The following is a 17,654-nucleotide window of genomic DNA, read 5'->3' on the forward strand; positions in this document are numbered from 1 at the left end:
ATGTGGGGTCTTTCGTTGGTGTCCGAGGGGGGACTTGAACCCCCACGCCCGATAAAGGGCACTAGCACCTCAAGCTAGCGCGTCTGCCATTCCGCCACCCGGACTAGGTGTTTTGTCTTCTTGGCCGCTCGGCCCTTCCGACGAACAGAACAATAGCAAAGATCTGAGGGGGTCGATCACCACCCCCTCTCGGCCGCTGTCATGTGACAGCCGCATGTCGGCCGACGGGCGCCCTTGGGGGGTGAGGGGGGCGCGCGGGAGGATGGGGGCGACCACCAGCAAGCACGTGGGGCACGTAGTGGGAGGAAGCAGCGTGAGCGAGTCGAAGACGGCGCAGGGCGTCAGGGGCGAGGACGAGGTCGTCGACCTCTGTCGCGATCTCATCCGCATCGACACCAGCAACTACGGCGACCACTCGGGCCCGGGTGAGCGGGCGGCGGCCGAGTACGTCGCGGAGAAGCTCGCGGAGGTCGGACTCGAGCCGAAGATCATCGAGTCGCACAAGGGGCGGGCCTCCACCGTCGCCCGCATCGAGGGCGAGGACCCGTCGCGGCCGGCCCTGCTCATCCACGGCCACACCGACGTCGTTCCGGCCAATGCCGAGGACTGGACCCACCACCCCTTCTCCGGCGAGGTCGCCGACGGGTGCGTGTGGGGCCGCGGGGCCGTCGACATGAAGGACATGGACGCGATGACCCTCGCGGTCGTACGGGACCGGCTGCGCAGCGGCCGCAAGCCCCCGCGCGACATCGTCCTCGCCTTCCTCGCCGACGAGGAGGCCGGCGGCACGTACGGCGCCCGGCACCTCGTCGACAAGCACCGGGACCTGTTCGACGGGGTCACCGAGGCGATCGGCGAGGTCGGCGGCTTCTCGTTCACGGTGAACGAGAACCTGCGCCTCTACCTGGTCGAGACGGCCCAGAAGGGCATGCACTGGATGCGGCTGACCGTCGAGGGCACCGCGGGCCACGGCTCGATGACCAACGACGACAACGCCATCACGGAGCTCTGCGAGGCCGTGGGCCGCCTCGGACGCCACCAGTGGCCCGTGCGGGTCACCAAGACCGTGCGGTCCTTCCTGGACGAGCTCTCGGACGCGCTGGGCACCCCGCTCGACCCCGAGGACATGGACGGCACGCTCGCCAAGCTCGGCGGCATCGCCAAGATGGTCGGCGCCACCCTGCGGAACTCGGCCGCCCCGACCATGCTCGGCGCCGGCTACAAGGTGAACGTGATCCCCGGCCAGGCCACGGCGCACGTCGACGGCCGCTTCCTGCCCGGGTACGAGCAGGAGTTCCTGGCCGACCTCGACCGGATCCTCGGGCCCCGCGTGAAGCGCGAGGACGTGCACGGCGACAAGGCCCTGGAGACCAGCTTCGACGGCGCCCTGGTCGACGCCATGCAGCTGGCGCTGGGCGCCGAGGACCCGATCGCCCGCGCCGTGCCGTACATGCTCTCCGGCGGCACCGACGCCAAGTCCTTCGACGACCTCGGCATCCGCTGCTTCGGCTTCGCCCCGCTCCAGCTGCCGCCGGAGCTCGACTTCGCCGGCATGTTCCACGGCGTCGACGAGCGGGTCCCGGTCGACGGCCTGAAGTTCGGCGTCCGCGTCCTGGACCGCTTCATCGACGCCTGCTGAGGAAGGCCGCCGAATTCGTCCGTGCGTTTGCGTGTGACCGGAAAGAGTGAATGACCACGGGGGCTCGTAGCCCCCACCATTCCCCCTCGTTACAGGTGTGCGGTCCGCGGCTGGGGCCGCATTTCCAACTAGGAGGAATAATGATCAAGAAGGTCGTCGCTGCTGCGGCTGCCACGGGCGGTCTCGTTCTCGCGGGTGCGGGCATGGCCGTTGCCGACGCGGGTGCCCAGGGTGCCGCCATCGGTTCCCCCGGTGTCCTCTCGGGCAACGTCGTCCAGGTGCCGGTTCACGTCCCCGTGAACGTGTGCGGCAACACGGTCTCCGTGATCGGGCTGCTGAACCCCGCCTTCGGCAACACCTGCGTCAACGCCTGACGTTGTGCCTCGCCCCGTGAGGGTGTGAGCCGGTCCGGCCCCGGAGTGCGTGCCATGCACTCCGGGGCCGGTGGCCATTTCCGCCCCGGGTGTTCCGCCCGGTGGCACTCTTTCGAAGCCGAGCAGCAGGGAACAGCTATGCGACAGGTCACGCGCAAGGGCCTTATCACCGTGGCAGCCGCCGGAGGCGTTTTCGCCGCCGTCGGCGGCGGTTATGCGCACGCCGATTCCGGAGCCAACGGTACGGCCACGAATTCCCCGGGCGTCGCGTCCGGCAATTCCGTCCAGATCCCGGTGCACGCACCGGTGAACGCCTGCGGAAACACCGTCAACGTCGTCGGACTGCTGAATCCGGCGATGGGCAACAGGTGTGCCAACACCTCCCGCCCCGGCAGCGGCTCCTCCGCGGGCGGCCACACCAGCGGCTCTCCCGGTGTGGGCTCCGGTAACACCGTCCAGGTGCCGATCGACGTCCCGGTCAACGTGTGCGGCAACAGCTTCACCGGCGTCGGCCTCGGCAACGCCGTCGCCGACAACGACTGCGGCAACGGCGGCGGCGGGGACGGGGACACGGGATACGGCGAGGAGGAGCCGGGTACCCCCGGTACCCCGGGAACCCCTGGCACTCCGGGAACCCCTGGTACGCCTGGCACTCCGGGAACCCCTGGGAATCCGGGTACTCCCGGCACTCCGGGAACGCCCGGTACGCCTGGCACTCCGGGTACGCCTGGCACCCCGGGTACTCCTGGCACTCCCGGCACCCCTGGTACTCCCGGGACCGACGGCGGTCCGAACACGCCCGGTACCCACGGCATCACGCCGCCCCGGCCCACCGAGGAGCTCGCCGAGACCGGTGCGGGGCCGCTCGGTGTGATCGTCCCGGCCGGTGCGGGACTGCTGCTGGCGGGCTCGCTGATCTATCGCCGGACGCGCGGCGCGGCCTGAGTCGTCGCTCTCCGCGCACCGCGCACCACGCACAGGGGCCCCGCACACCGCGGGGCCCCTTCTCGTCCGCCTACCAGGTCGCCCGGATCTGGCGGATGATCCGCCGCTTGAGCCGCACCCTGCGGCTTCCGTCCCGGTGCAGGCTGAGGCGGTCCAACTCCCAGTGTCCGTACTCGGCATGGTCGGTCAGCAGCCGCGTCGCCTCCTTGCGGGAGACACCGCGCGGCACGTACACATCGACAAATTCGTATTCCGGCATCGCATCTATTGTGCGGGCACCGGCCCGGTACGGATAGCGTCTGTCCCATGTCTGATGCTGCGCAGCCCACCGCTGCCGAGGTACGTGCCGCCGCCGAGGCGGTCAAGACCGCACTGGACCGTCACCTCGCGGCGGTCGAACTCCGCACGGGAGACGACGACACGGCCGTCTACGAGGCCTTCAACGCCCTGGCCGCGGCGGCCGAGGCGTACGACGAACTCCTCTACGACCGCTACGACGAGGTCACTCCCTTCGAGATCCCCGGGGCGGACGGTGCCCTGCCGCCGTACGCCGGACCTGACGAACCCCATGCCCTCAGCCTGCTGATCCGCCGCGATTACGCGGTGGCCGAACCGCAGCGCCTGCTCGCCCAGGCCAGGCGCGTCGCCGAGCTCGACGCCGACGAGCAGACCACCGGGGCGGCCGCCAGGGCGGGCGCGTCGCCGCTCGCCGCGCTCGGGGTGCTCTTCGGCGAGTACGAGCCGGACGAGATCGCCTCCCGGCACAAGGAGTTCGGTTTGGAGGAGGGCGACTCCACGCTGTGGGTCACCGCCTCCGACGAGCTCCCGGAACCGGGGGAGTGGCTCAACGCCCCCTTCGACCACGCCGACCCCGAGCGGATCGTCTGCCGCTTCGACGTCAGCTCCGTCTTCGACGAGGACGAGGACGAGGACGACGAGGGGGACCGGGACGGGGACTTCGAGGGCGGGGCGGACGACGGGCCCGGCGGGCGGAGGGCCGTCGCCGGCGCCGACCAGCACGCGGGAGCCGGTTCCTGAGAGCCGGCTCCTCAGGCGGTTCCCGGGCCGGTTCCCAGGAGGACGACGGAGGGCCGGGTCACCGCTCAGTGCGGTGGCCCGGCCCTCCGGCCGTTCCCGGTGCGGTTTCCCGGTGCTACTCCTCGGGGGTGGCGAGCAGCCCCTCCAGGAGCGGCCGCAGTCGGGTCGTACGCTCCGGGGCCACCCCCTCGGCCACCGCGCGGGCCAGGGCCTGGTCCACGCCGTGCACGACCGACAGGTGGCGCTCGGCGCGGCCGAAGGCCGTGTACACCCAGGGCCGGCTCAGGCCGCCGGCGGCGTCGCCGGGCAGCACCACGACCACCGCGGGCCACCGCGTCCCGGCGGCCTGGTGCGCGGTGAGCGCCCAGCCGTGCCGCAGCGTGGCCTCCACCTGCTCCTTCGGTACGAGGACCCCCTCGTCGCCGCACCGCAGGCGCAGCCCCTCGGCGTCGGCCGACAGCACGGTCCCCGTCACCGTCCGGCCCGGAGCCGGCGCGTACGCGACCCGGTCGCCGGGGTCGTAGCCGCCGAACCGGCCGGGGCCGGGGTTGAGCCGCTGCTTGAGGGCGGCGTTCAGCGCGCGGGTGCCCGCGGAGCCGCCGTGGCCGACCGTGACCACCTGGGTCTGCTCGGACGGGATTCCGATCGCCCGGGGCACCGAGTCGGCGACCAGCTGGACCGTGCGGTGCACGGCCTCGCCGGCGTCCCGCACGGGGACGATCACGACCTCCTTGCCGGGGGCCTCCACCTGGTTCAGCTCGCCCACGCCGATGCCCGAGACCAGCTCGCCGAGCGGCCCCGGGTCGGGCAGCCGAGAGGCGATCCGGGGGCACACCCGGGCCGCGAGCGCGTCGGTGAAGACCCGCCCGGCGCCCGGTGCCCCCAGGACCTCGGGGTCGCCGCTCAGGACCAGGCGGCAGCCGTCCGGCAGGGACTCCACCAGCATCGCGGCCGTCTCCACGTCCAGCTGCGGCGCGTCGAGCACCACCAGCAGGTCGAGGGCGAAGGCGCCGTCCTCGTCACGGCCCGGACCGGCCGCCCCGGAGAGCAGGCCGCCGACCGTCACCGCGGCCGCCCCGGCGTCGCCGAGCGCGGACCGGCCGGCGTCGCCGTGCACGGCGACCAGGGCGCGGAGCCCCCGCGCGCGGGCCGCCTCCGCGAGCGCGACCGGCTCGGCCCGGGAGGCCTCGCCGCCCGTGTGCAGGACGAGCCCGTGCGCACCGGCGGCGCGTTCGAGTTCGGAGCCCTCCCACGGCTCGGCCGTCGCGGTCTTGACCAGGCGGGCGAGACCGTCCGCGAGGCTCTCCTCCGCGAGGGCGTACCGGTCGAGCCCGAGCAGCACGGGCGAGGCGGGCTCATCCGCGGCGGGCCGCTCCGGCTCCTCGGCCGGTTCCCCGTCCTCGTCGGGCTCGGGCTCCGCCGTCTCCTCCTCCTGGAAGACGAGGACCGCCGCCTCGGAGACGGCCGTCTCGACGGCCTCCTCCGGGTCGGGCACCCCGTGCCCGGCCAGTCCGGCGCGCACGGCCTGGATCTCCAGCGCGGTGTGACCCTGGAGCGCGGCCCGCTCCAGCAGCCACACGGTCAGCGCGACCGTCCGGCGCGGGTCGCCGGGGCCGCACGCGGCGCCGAGGAGCGCCCGCGCGAAACCGTCGGCCTGCTCGGGGCGCACCCCGGGCACCGCGAGCAGCTGCCAGGGGTCCTCGCCCAGGGCCGCCGCCGCGTTCTCGCCGAGCGCGGCGGCGACCCGGCCGGCCAGCGCCTCGGGCGCGCCGCCCTTGGCCAGCACCTCCCGCACGGCGGCCGTGGTGCCGGGTGCCGGCGCGGAGGCCCGCTCGGGCGCGGGGGGCCGTACGGTCGGGGCCGGGGCCGCCTCGGGGGCGGGGCGCCGGGGGGCGGGCTCCGGGGTCTCGTAGAAGGTGCTGCCCGAGGCAGCGCCGCCCTCCACCGCCCGTACCGCCGCGAGCAGGTCCGCCGCGGTGCCGCTCAGCTTGGCACCGCTCGCGACCGTGCCCTCCTTCTCCGCCTTCCGCGCCTCGATCCTCGCCCGCAGCTCCCGCTGCGCGGCGAGCTCGGCCTGCGCGTCGCTCAACTCGGGCGCGGCGGCCGCGTCGGCCGTCCCGTCGCCCCCGGCCCCGCCGGCGGCCTCCCCGGCTGCTCCCGGCTCCTCGGCCGCGCCGGACCCTGCGGAAGCGTCGGGCTCATCGGAAGCGCTTGGGGCCTCGGAGGCGTCCGCCCCCTCGGCCGCGCCGGGTTCCTCACCCGCGCCGGACCCGTCGGAAGAGCCCGACCCGTCGGAAGCACCCGGGGCCGCTGAGGACTCCGACCCCTCGGCCGCGGAGGACTCCGACCCCTCAACCGCGCCGGGTTCCCCACCCGCGTCCGGCTCTGCGGAAGCGTCCGGCTCCTCGGCGTCGCCCGGTGCCTCGTCCGTGTCCGCCGCGGTGGGCTCCTCGGAGGTGGCAGGTGCCTCGGCAGGGGCCGGGGGGCGGGCTTCGGCGGTGGCCTTCTGCGCGTCCTCGGTGGGTTCCACGGCCTCGGGCGCGGTCTCCCCGGAAGGCTCGGTCACAAGGTGCTCCAGTCGTGATCCGGATAGCGGTGCACGGGCGCCGACACATCGTCCAGCGCCCGACAGATCTCGTCAGGAAGACTAAGGGTCTCCACCGACAACGCGGCCGTGAGCTGCCGTGCCGTGCGCGCGCCGACGATCGGGGCGGTCACGCCGGGCCGGTCGCGGACCCAGGCGAGGGCCACGTGGAGGGGGGTCGTCGCGAGGCCGTCGGCGGCCGTCGTGACCGCGTCGACGATCCGGCTCGCGGCGTCGTCGAGATACGGCTCCACGAACGGCGCCATGGTCTCCGAGGCGCCCCGGGAGTCCGTCGGGGTCCCGGCGCGGTACTTGCCGGTGAGGACCCCGCGGCCGAGCGGTGACGAGGGCAGCAGGCCTATGCCGAGGTCGAGGGCGGCCGGCAGCACCTCGCGCTCGACGCCGCGTTGGAGGAGCGAGTACTCCAGCTGGGCCCCGGCGAGGCGGGTGCGGTCGCCGGCGAGCTGCCAGGTGCCGGCCTTGGCCAGCTGCCAGCCGCAGAAGTTCGCCACGCCCGCGTACCGGGCGCGCCCGGTGCGTACGGCGATGTCGAGGGCCTGGAGGGACTCCTCCAGGGGCGTGTACGGGTCGAAGGCGTGCAGCTGCCACAGGTCCACGTGGTCGGTGCCGAGCCGGTCGAGGGAGGCGTCGAGCGCGGCGAGCAGGTGGCCGCGCGAGCCGTCGGTGCGCCGGTCGGGGTCCGGCACGCTGCCCGCCTTGGTGCACAGGACGAGGTCCTGGCGGGGCACGAGCCGGTCCATCAGACGGCCGAGCAGGTACTCCGCCTCGCCCCCGCCGTACACGTCGGCGGTGTCCACGAGCGTGCCGCCCGCGTCCCAGAACGCCTTCAACTGCTCGGCGGCGTCGTGCTCGTCGGTGTCCCGGCCCCAGGTGAGGGTGCCGAGTCCGATGCGCGACACACGCAGGCCGGTACGTCCGAGATGCCTCTGCTCCATGGGCGCGAGATTACTGGCCAGGGCACCACGCGGAGAGAGCCTGTGGACAACCGTGCCCTGACGGATGCCCCGGGCGCGCGCTAGAGTCCGGCCCACAGAGACGTTACTGATGGGTAAGAGGTGTGTGGAATGCGGCTCGGCATCAACCTCGGCTACTGGGGCGCCGGAATGGACGGCGACAACCTCGCCGTCGCCCAGGAGGCGGACCGCCTCGGCTACGACGTCTGCTGGGCCGCGGAGGCGTACGGCTCCGACGCGCCCACCGTCCTCGCCTGGGTCGCGGCGAAGACGGAGCGGATCGACGTGGGCTCCGCGATCATGCAGATCCCGGCCCGGCAGCCGGCCATGACGGCGATGACCGCCGCCACCCTCGACTCGCTGACCGGCGGACGGTTCCGCCTCGGTCTCGGCGTCTCGGGACCGCAGGTCTCCGAGGGCTGGTACGGCGTGAAGTTCGACAAGCCGCTCGCCCGGACCCGCGAGTACGTCGAGATCGTCCGCAAGGCCATGACCCGCGAGCGCCTCAGCTACGACGGCGAGCACTGGACCCTGCCGCTCCCGGGCGGCCCGGGCAAGCCCATCAAGCTGACCGTCCACCCGCAGCGCGAGCACATCCCGCTCTACATCGCCGCGATCGGCCCGAAGAACCTGGAGCAGACCGGCGAGATCGCCGACGGCGCGCTGCTGATCTTCCCCTCCGCCGACCACCTGGAGGAGACCGCGCTCCGTCATCTGCGGGCGGGCCGCGAGAAGGCCGGCCTGACCATGGACGGCTTCGACGTCTGCCCCACCCTGCCGCTGGCCCTCGGCGAGGACGTGAACGCCCTCGCCGACGTGTTCCGCCCGTACACCGCGCTGTACGTCGGCGGCATGGGCAGCCGCAAGCAGAACTTCTACAACCAGCTCGCGCAGCGGATGGGGTACGAGAAGGAGGCCGCCGAGATCCAGGACAAGTACCTGGCCGGCGACAAGGCCGGGGCCGCGGCCGCCGTTCCGCACTCGCTGATCGACCAGACCACCCTGCTCGGCTCCGTCGAGCGGATCGCCGAGCGGATGACGGCGTACGCCGAGGCCGGGGTCACCACCCTCACCCTCGCCCCGGCCGGTTTCACCCTCGACGAGCGGCTCGCGGCCCTGCGGGCGGGCGTCGAGGCGATGGAGCACGCGGGCCTGGCGTAACGCCGAGGCGGCACCCGGTGCGAGAGCACCGTCAGGGATGAGTGGTCTGCGGCCGTGGTGGGGGCTCGGGGGTCTTCCCCGCCACGGCCGTCATGCAGCACAACGCCTTCGCGGGGCCCCCGGTTACGCCTCCGGGCCTCACTCTTTCGGCCGAGCCGTCGGCCCCTGCTGTTGCCCGTCGTGCGGGACCGGACTTGACTCGTTCTTCCCGGACGTACCGGAGTACGGGCGTCCGCACGGAGGTGGCGGCGATGCTCACGGCCAAGGGCCTGTTCCAGGAAATCATCGACAACGACGAGTCCTTCCGGCTGTTCTGTTCCATCGCCGCGAGCGGCGAGGCCCAGGGCGGCTGGGAGAACGCCCGGATCGCGGCCCTCGTCGCGCCCGGGATGCGGGACCTCACACCCAAGATCACCCGGCACGGTGCCGACGAGGACAAGCACGGCCGGATCTTCAACGCGTTGATGAGGAAGCGCGGCCTCGAACCCGTTCCGGTGCCGCCCGACACCGACTACACGATGCTGCTCGAAGAGCGCGGCATCGGCCTCGCGCACGACAAGCTCCGGCGCGACGAGCCGCTGACCGAGGAGGACGTCGTCGTCTACCTCGCGCACAGCAGGGTCACCGAGGAGCGCGCCGCCGAGCAGATGCAGCTCCTGGTGAAGCACTTCGGGGACCATCCGGAACTCGGCAAGGCGATCCGGATGATCTGCAACGACGAGGACAACCACCTCGCCTACTGCCACGAGGAGCTGCTCAGGCTCGCCCGCGCGGGCCACGGCCGGCTCATCCAGCGGACCCTGCGCGAGTCGGCGCTGGCCGAGATCCAGGTCTACCGGGACGTCAGCCTCGCGGTGATGCGGCACATGGGACGGATCCTGGAGTGGCCCCGGGCGAAGTCGGCCGTCCTCGCCGCAGGGATCCACGGCGTGTACGCGTACGACCGGGCGGCCGGGTGGCACCGGATGGTCGGCCTGCGGATGCCGGAGCGGCTGGACGCCCTCGGCGGCCCCCCGGTCCCCGCACCCGCCTTCTGAGCCCGCCGCGCGTCACATCCAGCCGCGGCGCTTGAAGAGCCGGTACAGCGTGACGACGATGCCCGTCATCACGACGATCACGACCGGGTAGGACCCCACCCACCGCAGCTCGGGCATGTGCTCGAAGTTCATGCCGTAGATCCCGGCGACCATCGTCGGGACCGCGGCCATGGCGGCCCACGCGGAGATCTTCCGCATGTCGTCGTTCTGCCGCACGCCCATCTGCGCGAGATGGGCCGACAGCACGTCGGAGAGCAACCGGTCGAGGCCTTCCACCTGTTCGTTGGAGCGCAGCAGGTGGTCGTTGACGTCACGGAAGAAGGGCTGCGCCTCCTCGTTCACGAAGGGCACCGCGCCGGCCGTCAGTCGGGCCATCGGTCCGGTCAGCGGACCGCTGGCCCGGCGGAACTCGAGGACCTGGCGCTTGGCCGTGTAGATCCGCTCGGCGGTGTTCGCCGGATTGCCCCCGGAGGGCGCGAAGACGTCGGCCTCCAGTTCCTCCAGGTCCACCTGGAGCTCGGCCGCCACCTCCAGGTAGTGGTCCACGACCGCGTCGCTCACCGCGTACAGCACGGCGGTCGGCCCGTGCTTCAGGACCTCCGGGTCGGCCTCCAGGCGCTTGCGCACCGCCATCAGGGGCGCGCCTTCGCCGTGCCGGACCGTGACCACGAACGAGTCGCCGATGAAGAGCATCAGCTCGCCGGACGAGACCCGGTCGCTCTCCGGCTCGTACACGACCGGCTTGAGCACCACGAACAGCGAGTCGTCGTAGACCTCCAGCTTGGGTCGCTGGTGGGCCTTCAACGCGTCCTCGACGGCCAGCGGATGCAGCGCGAACTCCGAGGCCACGTGGTCGAACTCGGCCTCCGTGGGCTCGTACAGCCCCACCCACAGGAAGGCGTCCCCGGTCGCCCGGGCCAGGTCCAGGGCGTCGGAGAGGTCGGCGGGTCCGTCCGTGCGGCGCCCGTCGCGGTAGATGGCAGAGTCCACGATCACGCGGCGCATTCTCCCCCGAACGGTCCCGGCACGCACGCGTGCGGCGGGCTCCCGGAGGGCCGGAGCCCGGCCGGACCGGTGGGACGCCCCCGTAGGCTGGCCCGCATGGCCACGCTGATCCTCGTCCGGCACGGACGCTCCACCGCCAACACCTCCGGGGTCCTCGCCGGGCGCACGCCCGGGATCGCGCTCGACGAGAGGGGGGCCGCTCAGGCCGCCGCCCTGCCGGGCCGCCTCGCGGGCGTCCCGCTCGCCGCCGCCGTCTCCAGCCCCCTCCAGCGCTGCCGGGAGACCCTGCGGCCCCTCCTGGACGCCCGCCCGGAGCTCCCCCTCCACGTCGAGGACCGGATCAACGAGTGCGACTACGGCGACTGGTCGGGCCGCAAGCTGGCCGAGCTCAACGACGAGCCCCTGATGGACGTCGTCCAGGGGCACGCCTCCGCCGCGGCCTTCCCCGGCGGCGAGTCGATGCGCGCCATGCAGAACCGGGCCGTCGAGGCCGTACGCGACTGGAACGCCCGGATCGAGGCCGAGTACGGCGAGGACGCCACGTACGTCATGTGCTCCCACGGGGACATCGTGAAGTCGATCGTGGCCGACGCCCTCGGCCTCCACCTCGACCTCTTCCAGCGCGTCCACGTCGACCCCTGCTCGGTCACCGTCATCCGCTACACGCGCCTGCGTCCCTTCCTCCTCCGCCTCGGCGACACCGGCGACTTCGCCGGACTCGCCCCCCGCGAGCACCCCGACAGCAGTGGGACCGCGGAGGTCGGGGGTGGTGCGGGCGCGGCGTGATCCCCTTGCGCAGTAGGGTGGACGCGCCGCTGTAGTACGACCGTCGAGACGCAAGGGAGTCGGGAACGTGTCCCGTCAGGTGTTCCTCTACGACCCACCGGAGCGTTTCGTGGCCGGCACGGTCGGGCTGCCTGGCCGCCGTTCGTTCTTCCTCCAGGCGTCCGCGGCGGGCCGCGTCACCAGCGTCGCCCTGGAGAAGACCCAGGTCGCCGCGCTGGCCGAGCGCATCGACGAGCTCCTCGACGAGGTCGTGCGCCGCACCGGGGGCAACGCCCCGGTTCCCGCCGTCGCCCCGGCCGAGATCGCCGACACCGCGCCGCTCGACGCCCCCGTCGAGGAGGAGTTCCGGGTCGGCACCATGGCGCTCGCCTGGGACGGCGAGGAGCAGCGGATGATCGTCGAGGCGCAGGCCCTCGTGGAGCTCGACGCGGACTCCGAGGAGGACCTCGCCGAGGCCGAGGAGCGGCTGCTCCAGGACGAGGAGAACGGTCCTCCGATGCTCCGGGTCCGCCTCAGCGGGGCCCAGGCACGGGCCTTCGCGAAGCGGGCCCTGGACGTCGTCAACGCCGGCCGGCCGCCGTGCCCGCTGTGCAGCCTGCCGCTCGACCCCGAGGGGCACGTCTGCCCGCGCCAGAACGGATACCGCCGCGGAGCATGAGCAGCAGCCCTTCGACCCCGACGGACGCCGAGCTGCTCGCCCGCGGTGAGCTGACCGTGCGCGGCCGGGTCCGCGAGGCGTCCAACGCCGTGCTGTACTGCTCCGTCGCGTACGGGGGCCGCGAGGCGGCCTGCGTGTACAAGCCCGTCGCGGGGGAGCAGCCGCTGTGGGACTTCCCCGACGGGACCCTCGCACAGCGCGAGGTCGCCGCGTACGAGCTCTCCGAGGCCACCGGCTGGGGGCTGATCCCGCCGACCGTGCTCCGCGACGGGCCGTACGGGGAGGGCATGGTCCAGCTGTGGATCGAGGCGGACCCCGGGGCGCGGCTGCTCGCCCTCACGGAGGACGACGAGGCCGGCGAGGGCTGGAAGGCCGTGGGGCCCGCCCAGGTGGACGAGGACCGCACCGCGCTGCTCGTCCACGCGGACACCCCTGAGCTGCGGCGGCTGGCCGTCCTGGACGCCGTCATCAACAACGGCGACCGGAAGGGCGGGCACCTGCTGCCGGCGCCGGACGGACGTCTGTACGGGATCGACCACGGCGTCACGTTCCACGTCGACGACAAGCTGCGGACCCTGCTGTGGGGCTGGGCGGGCGAGGAGCTGCCCGCGGAGGCGGCCGGGGTGCTCGACGGCCTCGACCGCTCCCTGGCCCCGGGAGCGCCGCTCGCCGCCCGTCTGGCGGAGCTGCTGACCGGCGCCGAGGTGGCGGCGGTACGCGCCCGCGTGGGGGCGCTGCGGGCGACCGGACGCCACCCGGAGCCCTCGGGGCAGTGGCCGTCGATCCCCTGGCCGCCGGTCTGAGCACGGGCCGAAAGGTTTCGGCCATGGCGCCGGAGCGGGCGTGCACCCCTGGGGGGTATGCACGCAAGCCTCCGACCCGCAAGACCGCCTAATCGGTCAAGATCCCGGATCCGGTTCGTATCCGGAACACCTGTCCGGTTACGCTCGGGTCATGCATGCCTGGCCCGCTTCTGAGGTCCCCGCCCTTCCCGGCAAGGGCCGCGACCTCCGGATCCACGACACCGCGACCGGCGGACGAGTCACCCTCGCCCCCGGCCCCGTCGCCCGTATCTACGTCTGCGGCATCACGCCGTACGACGCGACCCACATGGGTCACGCGGCGACCTACAACGCGTTCGACCTCGTTCAGCGCGTGTGGCTCGACACCAAGCGGCAGGTGCACTACGTCCAGAACGTGACGGACGTGGACGACCCGCTCCTGGAGCGCGCGATCCGCGACGGCATCGACTGGGTCGGCCTCGCCGAGCGCGAGACCGCCCTGTTCCGCGAGGACATGACCGCCCTGCGGATGCTGCCCCCGCAGCACTACATCGGCGCCGTCGAGGCCATACCGGGCATCGTGCCGCTCGTCGAGCGCCTCCGGGACGCGGGCGCCGCGTACGAGCTGGACGGCGACATCTACTTCTCCGTCGACGCCGACCCGCACTTCGGCGAGGTCTCGCACTACAGCACCGAGCTCATGCGCCACCTCTCCGCCGAGCGCGGCGGCGACCCGGAGCGCCCCGGCAAGAAGAACCCGCTCGACCCGATGCTCTGGATGGCCGCCCGCGAGGGCGAGCCGAGCTGGGACGGCGGCAGCCTGGGCCACGGCCGCCCCGGCTGGCACATCGAGTGCGTCGCCATCGCCCTCGACCACCTCGGCATGGGCTTCGACGTGCAGGGCGGCGGTTCCGACCTGATCTTCCCGCACCACGAGATGGGCGCCTCCCACGCCCAGACCCTCACCGGCGAGTACCCGATGGCCAAGGCGTACGTCCACGCCGGCATGGTCGCGCTCGACGGCGAGAAGATGTCCAAGTCCAAGGGCAACCTGGTCTTCGTCTCCAAGCTGCGCAAGGACGGCGTCGACCCGGCCGCGATCCGGCTCGCGCTCCTCTCCCACCGCTACCGCGACGACTGGGAGTGGACCGACCGGGTCCTCCAGGACGCCGTGGAGCGTCTCGGCCGCTGGCGCGCCGCCGTGTCCCGGCCCGACGGCACGCCTGCCGACGCCCTGGTCGAGGAGCTCCGCGAGGCGCTCTCCGACGACCTCGACACCCCCACGGCGCTCGCCGCGGTGGACCGCTGGGCCGCGCTCCAGACGGCCGAGGGCGGCGACGACGAATCCGCCCCCGGGCTCGTCTCCCGCGCGGTCGACGCGCTCCTGGGTGTCGCCCTGTAGCAGCCGTCCGGCGCAACTCGCTTGTGCGGAACCGCCCTTGGACTTCTTCACGAAGTTCGAGGGCGGTTCCTTTTTGCCCTGTCGCGATGCTCGAAGGTGCGCTAAATAAGCTTCATGCAATCATCAATGCGCATGAGAGCTGCAGTCGTCGGTGCACTCCTCGGGTTCGTCGCCACCCTCGCGGGACCCGGTGCCACCGCCACGGCCGATCCGTCCGACACCACCGTCGGCGACGTCACCGGCTTCGCCGCCGACGGGCCCGTCTACCGGCTGACCGCCGGCCACGCCGAGGCCCGCGTGTCCTTCGTCACCGCCGACACCTTCCGCATCGAACTCGCCCCCGACGGCAAGTTCACCGACCCCACCGGCACCGACATCACCCTGCCCCAGGGCCCGGCGCCGACCACCACCTGGCGCGACCTCGGCGACCGGTACGAACTCGGCACCGCCGACGTGACCCTGCGCGCCTACAAGGCGCCGCTCCGCTTCGCGGCCGTACGCGCCGACGGCACCCCCCTCTGGTCCGAGACCCAGGGCCTCACCTGGAACCAGGACCGCACCGTCCAGACCCTCGCCCGCGGCGCCACGGAGCAGTTCTACGGCGCCGGCATGCAGAACGGCCGCGGCAACACCTCCCACCGCGACAAGACGGTCGAGGTCGGCGTCGACTACAACTGGAACGACGGCGGCCACCCCAACTCCGTCCCGTTCTACCTCTCCTCCGCCGGCTACGGCGTCTACCGCAACACCTACGCCCCCAACACGTACGCCTTCACCGAGCCCGTCACCACCACCGCGAAGGAACGGCGCTTCGACGCCTACTACTTCACCGGCACCGGCGCCGACGCGGCCAAGGACGTCATCGGCCAGTACACCCGGCTCACCGGCAAGCCCTTCATGCCGCCCGTGTACGGCCTGGAGATCGGCGACGCCGACTGCTACCTCCACAACGCCAACCGCGGCGAGCGCCGCACCCTCGACGCCCTGAAGGTCGCCGACGGCTACGTCGAGAACGACATGCCCAACGGCTGGATGCTCGTCAACGACGGCTACGGCTGCGGCTACGAGAACCTCGCCGAGGCCTCCACCGGACTCGGCGAGCGGGGCATGAAGCTGGGCCTGTGGACCGAGGACGGCATCGCCCGGCTCGGCGAGCAGGTCAAGGCCGGCCAGCGGGTCGCCAAGCTCGACGTCGCCTGGGTCGGCGAGGGCTACAAGTTCGCCCTCGACGGCTGCAAGGACGCCCACGCCGGCATCGAGGCCAACAGCGACGCCCGCGGCTTCACCTGGGCCCCCGAGAGCTGGGCCGGCGCCCAGCGCTGCGGCGTCCAGTGGTCCGGGGACCAGTCCGGCAGCTGGGAGTACATCCGCTGGCAGATACCCACCTACGCGGGCGCGTCCATGTCCGGCCTCGCCTACACCACCGGAGACGTCGACGGCATCTTCGGCGGCAGCGCCAAGACGTACACCCGCGACCTCCAGTGGAAGACCTTCCTGCCCGTCACCATGACCATGGACGGCTGGGCCGCCAACGACAAGCAGCCCTTCCGCTACGGCGAGCCCCACACCACGATCAACCGCGCCTCCCTCAAGCTCCACGAGGCCCTGCTCCCGTACGTCTACAGCCACGCGTACCGGGCCACCAAGACCGGTGTCGGCCTCGCCAGGCCGCTGGCCCTGGAGTACCCGGACGACCCCAAGGCCGCGAGCGACGCCGCGAAGTACGAGTTCCTCAGCGGCGAGGACTTCCTCGTCGCCCCCGTCTACCAGGACGCCGTCGAACGCGACGGCATCTACCTCCCCCGGGGCACCTGGATCGACTACTGGAACGGGCGCACCTACGAGGGCCCGGTGACGATCGACGACTACAGCGCGCCGCTCGACACCCTGCCCCTCTTCGTACGGGCCGGGGCGACCGTCCCGATGTGGCCCGGCGGCATCCGCTCGTACACCGACCGCGCCCCCGGCGACCCGCTCGCCTGGGACGTCTACCCCAAGGGCAGCTCCTCCTTCGAGCTGTACGAGGACGACGGCGTCACCCGCGAGCACCGCACCGGCCGGTACGCCACCCAGCGCGCCGAGGTCAGCGCCCCGAACGCCGGCCCCGGTGACGTCACCGTCCGCGTCGGCCCCAGCACCGGCACCTACACCGGCAAGCCGGCCGCCCGGCCGTACGCCTTCACCGTCCACACCGGCGACGCCCCCGACGGCGTCCGGCTCGACGGGCGCAGGCTGCCCGGCCTCACCTCCCGCGCCGCCTTCGACGCCGCCGCCGAGGGCTGGTGGTACGACCGCGACGAGCGCGGGGGAGTGGTCCGGGTCAAGACCAAGGCCCTGTCCACCGGCCGCGGCTTCGAACTGCGGCTGACCGCCACCAGCGCGGTCGGCGGCGCCGTACCGGGCGCCTCCGCCGCCCTGGCCGCACCCACCGGGCAGGAACTCGGCGCGGGCACCCCGAGCACGGTCGCCGTCGACGTCACGGCCGGCTCCCGGGACGCCACCGACGTCCGGGTCTCCCTGGACGTCCCGGCCGGCTGGCAGGTCACCCCGGCCGCGCCGCTCACCCGCGTCCCGGCCGGCACCACCCGCCGGGTCGAGGTCGCCGTCACGCCCGCGGCGGACGCGAAGACCGGCGAGGCCACCCTCACGGCGACCGCCCGCCACCGCTCCGCCGGCACCGACCGGACCGCCACCCAGCGGCTCGCGGTCGGCGTGATGCCCCCGGCGCCCACCGGCGACGCCTGGGCGAGCGACCTGGTGTGGCTGCGCTCCACCAACGGCTGGGGACCGCCCGAACGCGACCGCTCCAACGGCGAGTCCGGCGCCGCCGACGGACGGACCCTCACCCTCGCCGGCACCACCTACGAGAAGGGGATCGGCGCCCACGCCGACTCCGACATCGAGGTCTACCTGGGCGGCCGCTGCACCGCCCTGACGGCCGACGTCGGCATCGACGACGAGATCAACGGCTACGGGGAGGTGGCCTTCTCCGTCGAGGCCGACGGCCGGGTCCTGTGGACCTCGCCCCGGCTGACCGGAGCCTCCGCGACCCTGCCCGTGAACGTCGACGTGACCGGGGCGCGCCACCTCCGGCTGCGGATCACGGACACCAACGGGTCCAAGAGCGGCGACCACGGGGACTGGGCGGCGGCCCGTCTCCGCTGCGGCTGATCTTCGCCTCGCACCCGCGAGATCCGGCCAAGTCCCGTGAGGGATGAGCGTGTTGTGATGGGCTGTGCGTGCCAATAGACCGTTTGTACGAAAGGGCA

General features: G+C 73.0%; 15 protein-coding genes and 1 tRNA gene. 11 read left to right on the plus strand and 5 right to left on the minus strand.

Annotated elements, in window-relative coordinates; genetic code table 11:
* Positions 1-16 precede the first annotated feature (16 nt).
* Positions 17-104, minus strand: a tRNA-Leu gene (locus tag ACFCY7_RS14890).
* 209 nt (positions 105-313) lie between these two features.
* Here ACFCY7_RS14890 and ACFCY7_RS14895 point away from each other — a divergent pair.
* The 3 genes from ACFCY7_RS14895 to ACFCY7_RS14905 all read left to right on the plus strand — a co-directional run bounded on the left by ACFCY7_RS14895 (position 314) and on the right by ACFCY7_RS14905 (position 2,958).
* Complete coding sequence (locus ACFCY7_RS14895) at positions 314-1,639, plus strand: M20/M25/M40 family metallo-hydrolase (RefSeq protein ID WP_376484782.1); 1,326 nt, start codon at positions 314-316, stop codon at positions 1,637-1,639.
* Positions 1,640-1,779: 140 nt separating this feature from the next.
* Entirely contained in the window at positions 1,780-2,013 is a 234-nt protein-coding gene (gene chpH / locus ACFCY7_RS14900; protein ID WP_015032475.1) for a chaplin ChpH, read from the plus strand.
* 138 nt (positions 2,014-2,151) lie between these two features.
* On the plus strand, positions 2,152-2,958 hold the full coding sequence (locus ACFCY7_RS14905; RefSeq protein ID WP_376484784.1) for a chaplin: 807 nt from the start codon (positions 2,152-2,154) through the stop codon (positions 2,956-2,958).
* 70 nt (positions 2,959-3,028) lie between these two features.
* Here ACFCY7_RS14905 and ACFCY7_RS14910 read toward each other — a convergent pair whose 3' ends face one another.
* Entirely contained in the window at positions 3,029-3,217 is a 189-nt protein-coding gene (locus ACFCY7_RS14910) for a DUF5703 family protein (protein ID WP_017241661.1), read from the minus strand.
* Between the two features lie 47 nt (positions 3,218-3,264).
* Between ACFCY7_RS14910 and ACFCY7_RS14915 the strand changes: the two genes are divergently transcribed.
* Complete coding sequence (locus ACFCY7_RS14915) at positions 3,265-3,996, plus strand: hypothetical protein (RefSeq protein WP_376484786.1); 732 nt, start codon at positions 3,265-3,267, stop codon at positions 3,994-3,996.
* A 115-nt stretch (positions 3,997-4,111) separates the two neighbouring features.
* Here ACFCY7_RS14915 and ACFCY7_RS14920 read toward each other — a convergent pair whose 3' ends face one another.
* Together ACFCY7_RS14920 and ACFCY7_RS14925 are read right to left on the minus strand one after the other, a co-directional pair.
* Positions 4,112-6,526, minus strand: coding sequence for a helix-hairpin-helix domain-containing protein (locus ACFCY7_RS14920; protein WP_376484854.1), 2,415 nt, complete (start codon positions 6,524-6,526; stop codon positions 4,112-4,114).
* Positions 6,527-6,558: 32 nt separating this feature from the next.
* Positions 6,559-7,536: an aldo/keto reductase gene (locus tag ACFCY7_RS14925; protein WP_376484789.1), complete on the minus strand. Its 978-nt coding sequence runs from the start codon at positions 7,534-7,536 to the stop codon at positions 6,559-6,561.
* 129 nt (positions 7,537-7,665) lie between these two features.
* On the opposite strand from ACFCY7_RS14925, the gene ACFCY7_RS14930 reads away from it, so the two are divergent.
* Positions 7,666-8,715, plus strand: coding sequence for an LLM class F420-dependent oxidoreductase (locus tag ACFCY7_RS14930; RefSeq protein ID WP_376484792.1), 1,050 nt, complete (start codon positions 7,666-7,668; stop codon positions 8,713-8,715).
* 251 nt (positions 8,716-8,966) lie between these two features.
* Entirely contained in the window at positions 8,967-9,752 is a 786-nt protein-coding gene (locus tag ACFCY7_RS14935) for a ferritin-like domain-containing protein (protein WP_376484795.1), read from the plus strand.
* A gap of 12 nt (positions 9,753-9,764) precedes the next feature.
* On the opposite strand, the gene ACFCY7_RS14940 is transcribed toward ACFCY7_RS14935, so the two are convergent.
* Positions 9,765-10,757 (minus strand): magnesium and cobalt transport protein CorA, encoded by a 993-nt coding sequence (locus ACFCY7_RS14940; RefSeq protein WP_376484797.1) that lies wholly within the window; start codon positions 10,755-10,757, stop codon positions 9,765-9,767.
* Between the two features lie 96 nt (positions 10,758-10,853).
* Here ACFCY7_RS14940 and ACFCY7_RS14945 point away from each other — a divergent pair, with 96 nt between their 5' ends.
* The 5 genes from ACFCY7_RS14945 to ACFCY7_RS14965 all read left to right on the plus strand — a co-directional run bounded on the left by ACFCY7_RS14945 (position 10,854) and on the right by ACFCY7_RS14965 (position 17,556).
* Positions 10,854-11,543: a histidine phosphatase family protein gene (locus tag ACFCY7_RS14945; protein ID WP_376484799.1), complete on the plus strand. Its 690-nt coding sequence runs from the start codon at positions 10,854-10,856 to the stop codon at positions 11,541-11,543.
* 67 nt (positions 11,544-11,610) lie between these two features.
* Positions 11,611-12,201: a DUF3090 domain-containing protein gene (locus ACFCY7_RS14950; protein WP_376484801.1), complete on the plus strand. Its 591-nt coding sequence runs from the start codon at positions 11,611-11,613 to the stop codon at positions 12,199-12,201.
* Complete coding sequence (locus ACFCY7_RS14955; protein WP_376484804.1) at positions 12,198-13,004, plus strand: SCO1664 family protein; 807 nt, start codon at positions 12,198-12,200, stop codon at positions 13,002-13,004. Before ACFCY7_RS14950 ends, ACFCY7_RS14955 begins: the two co-directional genes overlap by 4 nt.
* Before the next feature lie 151 nt (positions 13,005-13,155).
* Positions 13,156-14,385 carry a cysteine--1-D-myo-inosityl 2-amino-2-deoxy-alpha-D-glucopyranoside ligase gene (mshC, locus tag ACFCY7_RS14960; RefSeq protein ID WP_376484806.1) on the plus strand — a complete coding sequence of 410 codons (1,230 nt, stop codon included), beginning with the start codon at positions 13,156-13,158 and terminating at the stop codon, positions 14,383-14,385.
* Between the two features lie 114 nt (positions 14,386-14,499).
* Positions 14,500-17,556 (plus strand): NPCBM/NEW2 domain-containing protein, encoded by a 3,057-nt coding sequence (locus ACFCY7_RS14965; protein WP_376484807.1) that lies wholly within the window; start codon positions 14,500-14,502, stop codon positions 17,554-17,556.
* Positions 17,557-17,654 lie beyond the last annotated feature (98 nt).

This window comes from Streptomyces sp. NPDC056361 (assembly GCF_042262805.1).
In the GTDB taxonomy this organism is placed as follows: Bacteria; Actinomycetota; Actinomycetes; order Streptomycetales; family Streptomycetaceae; genus Streptomyces.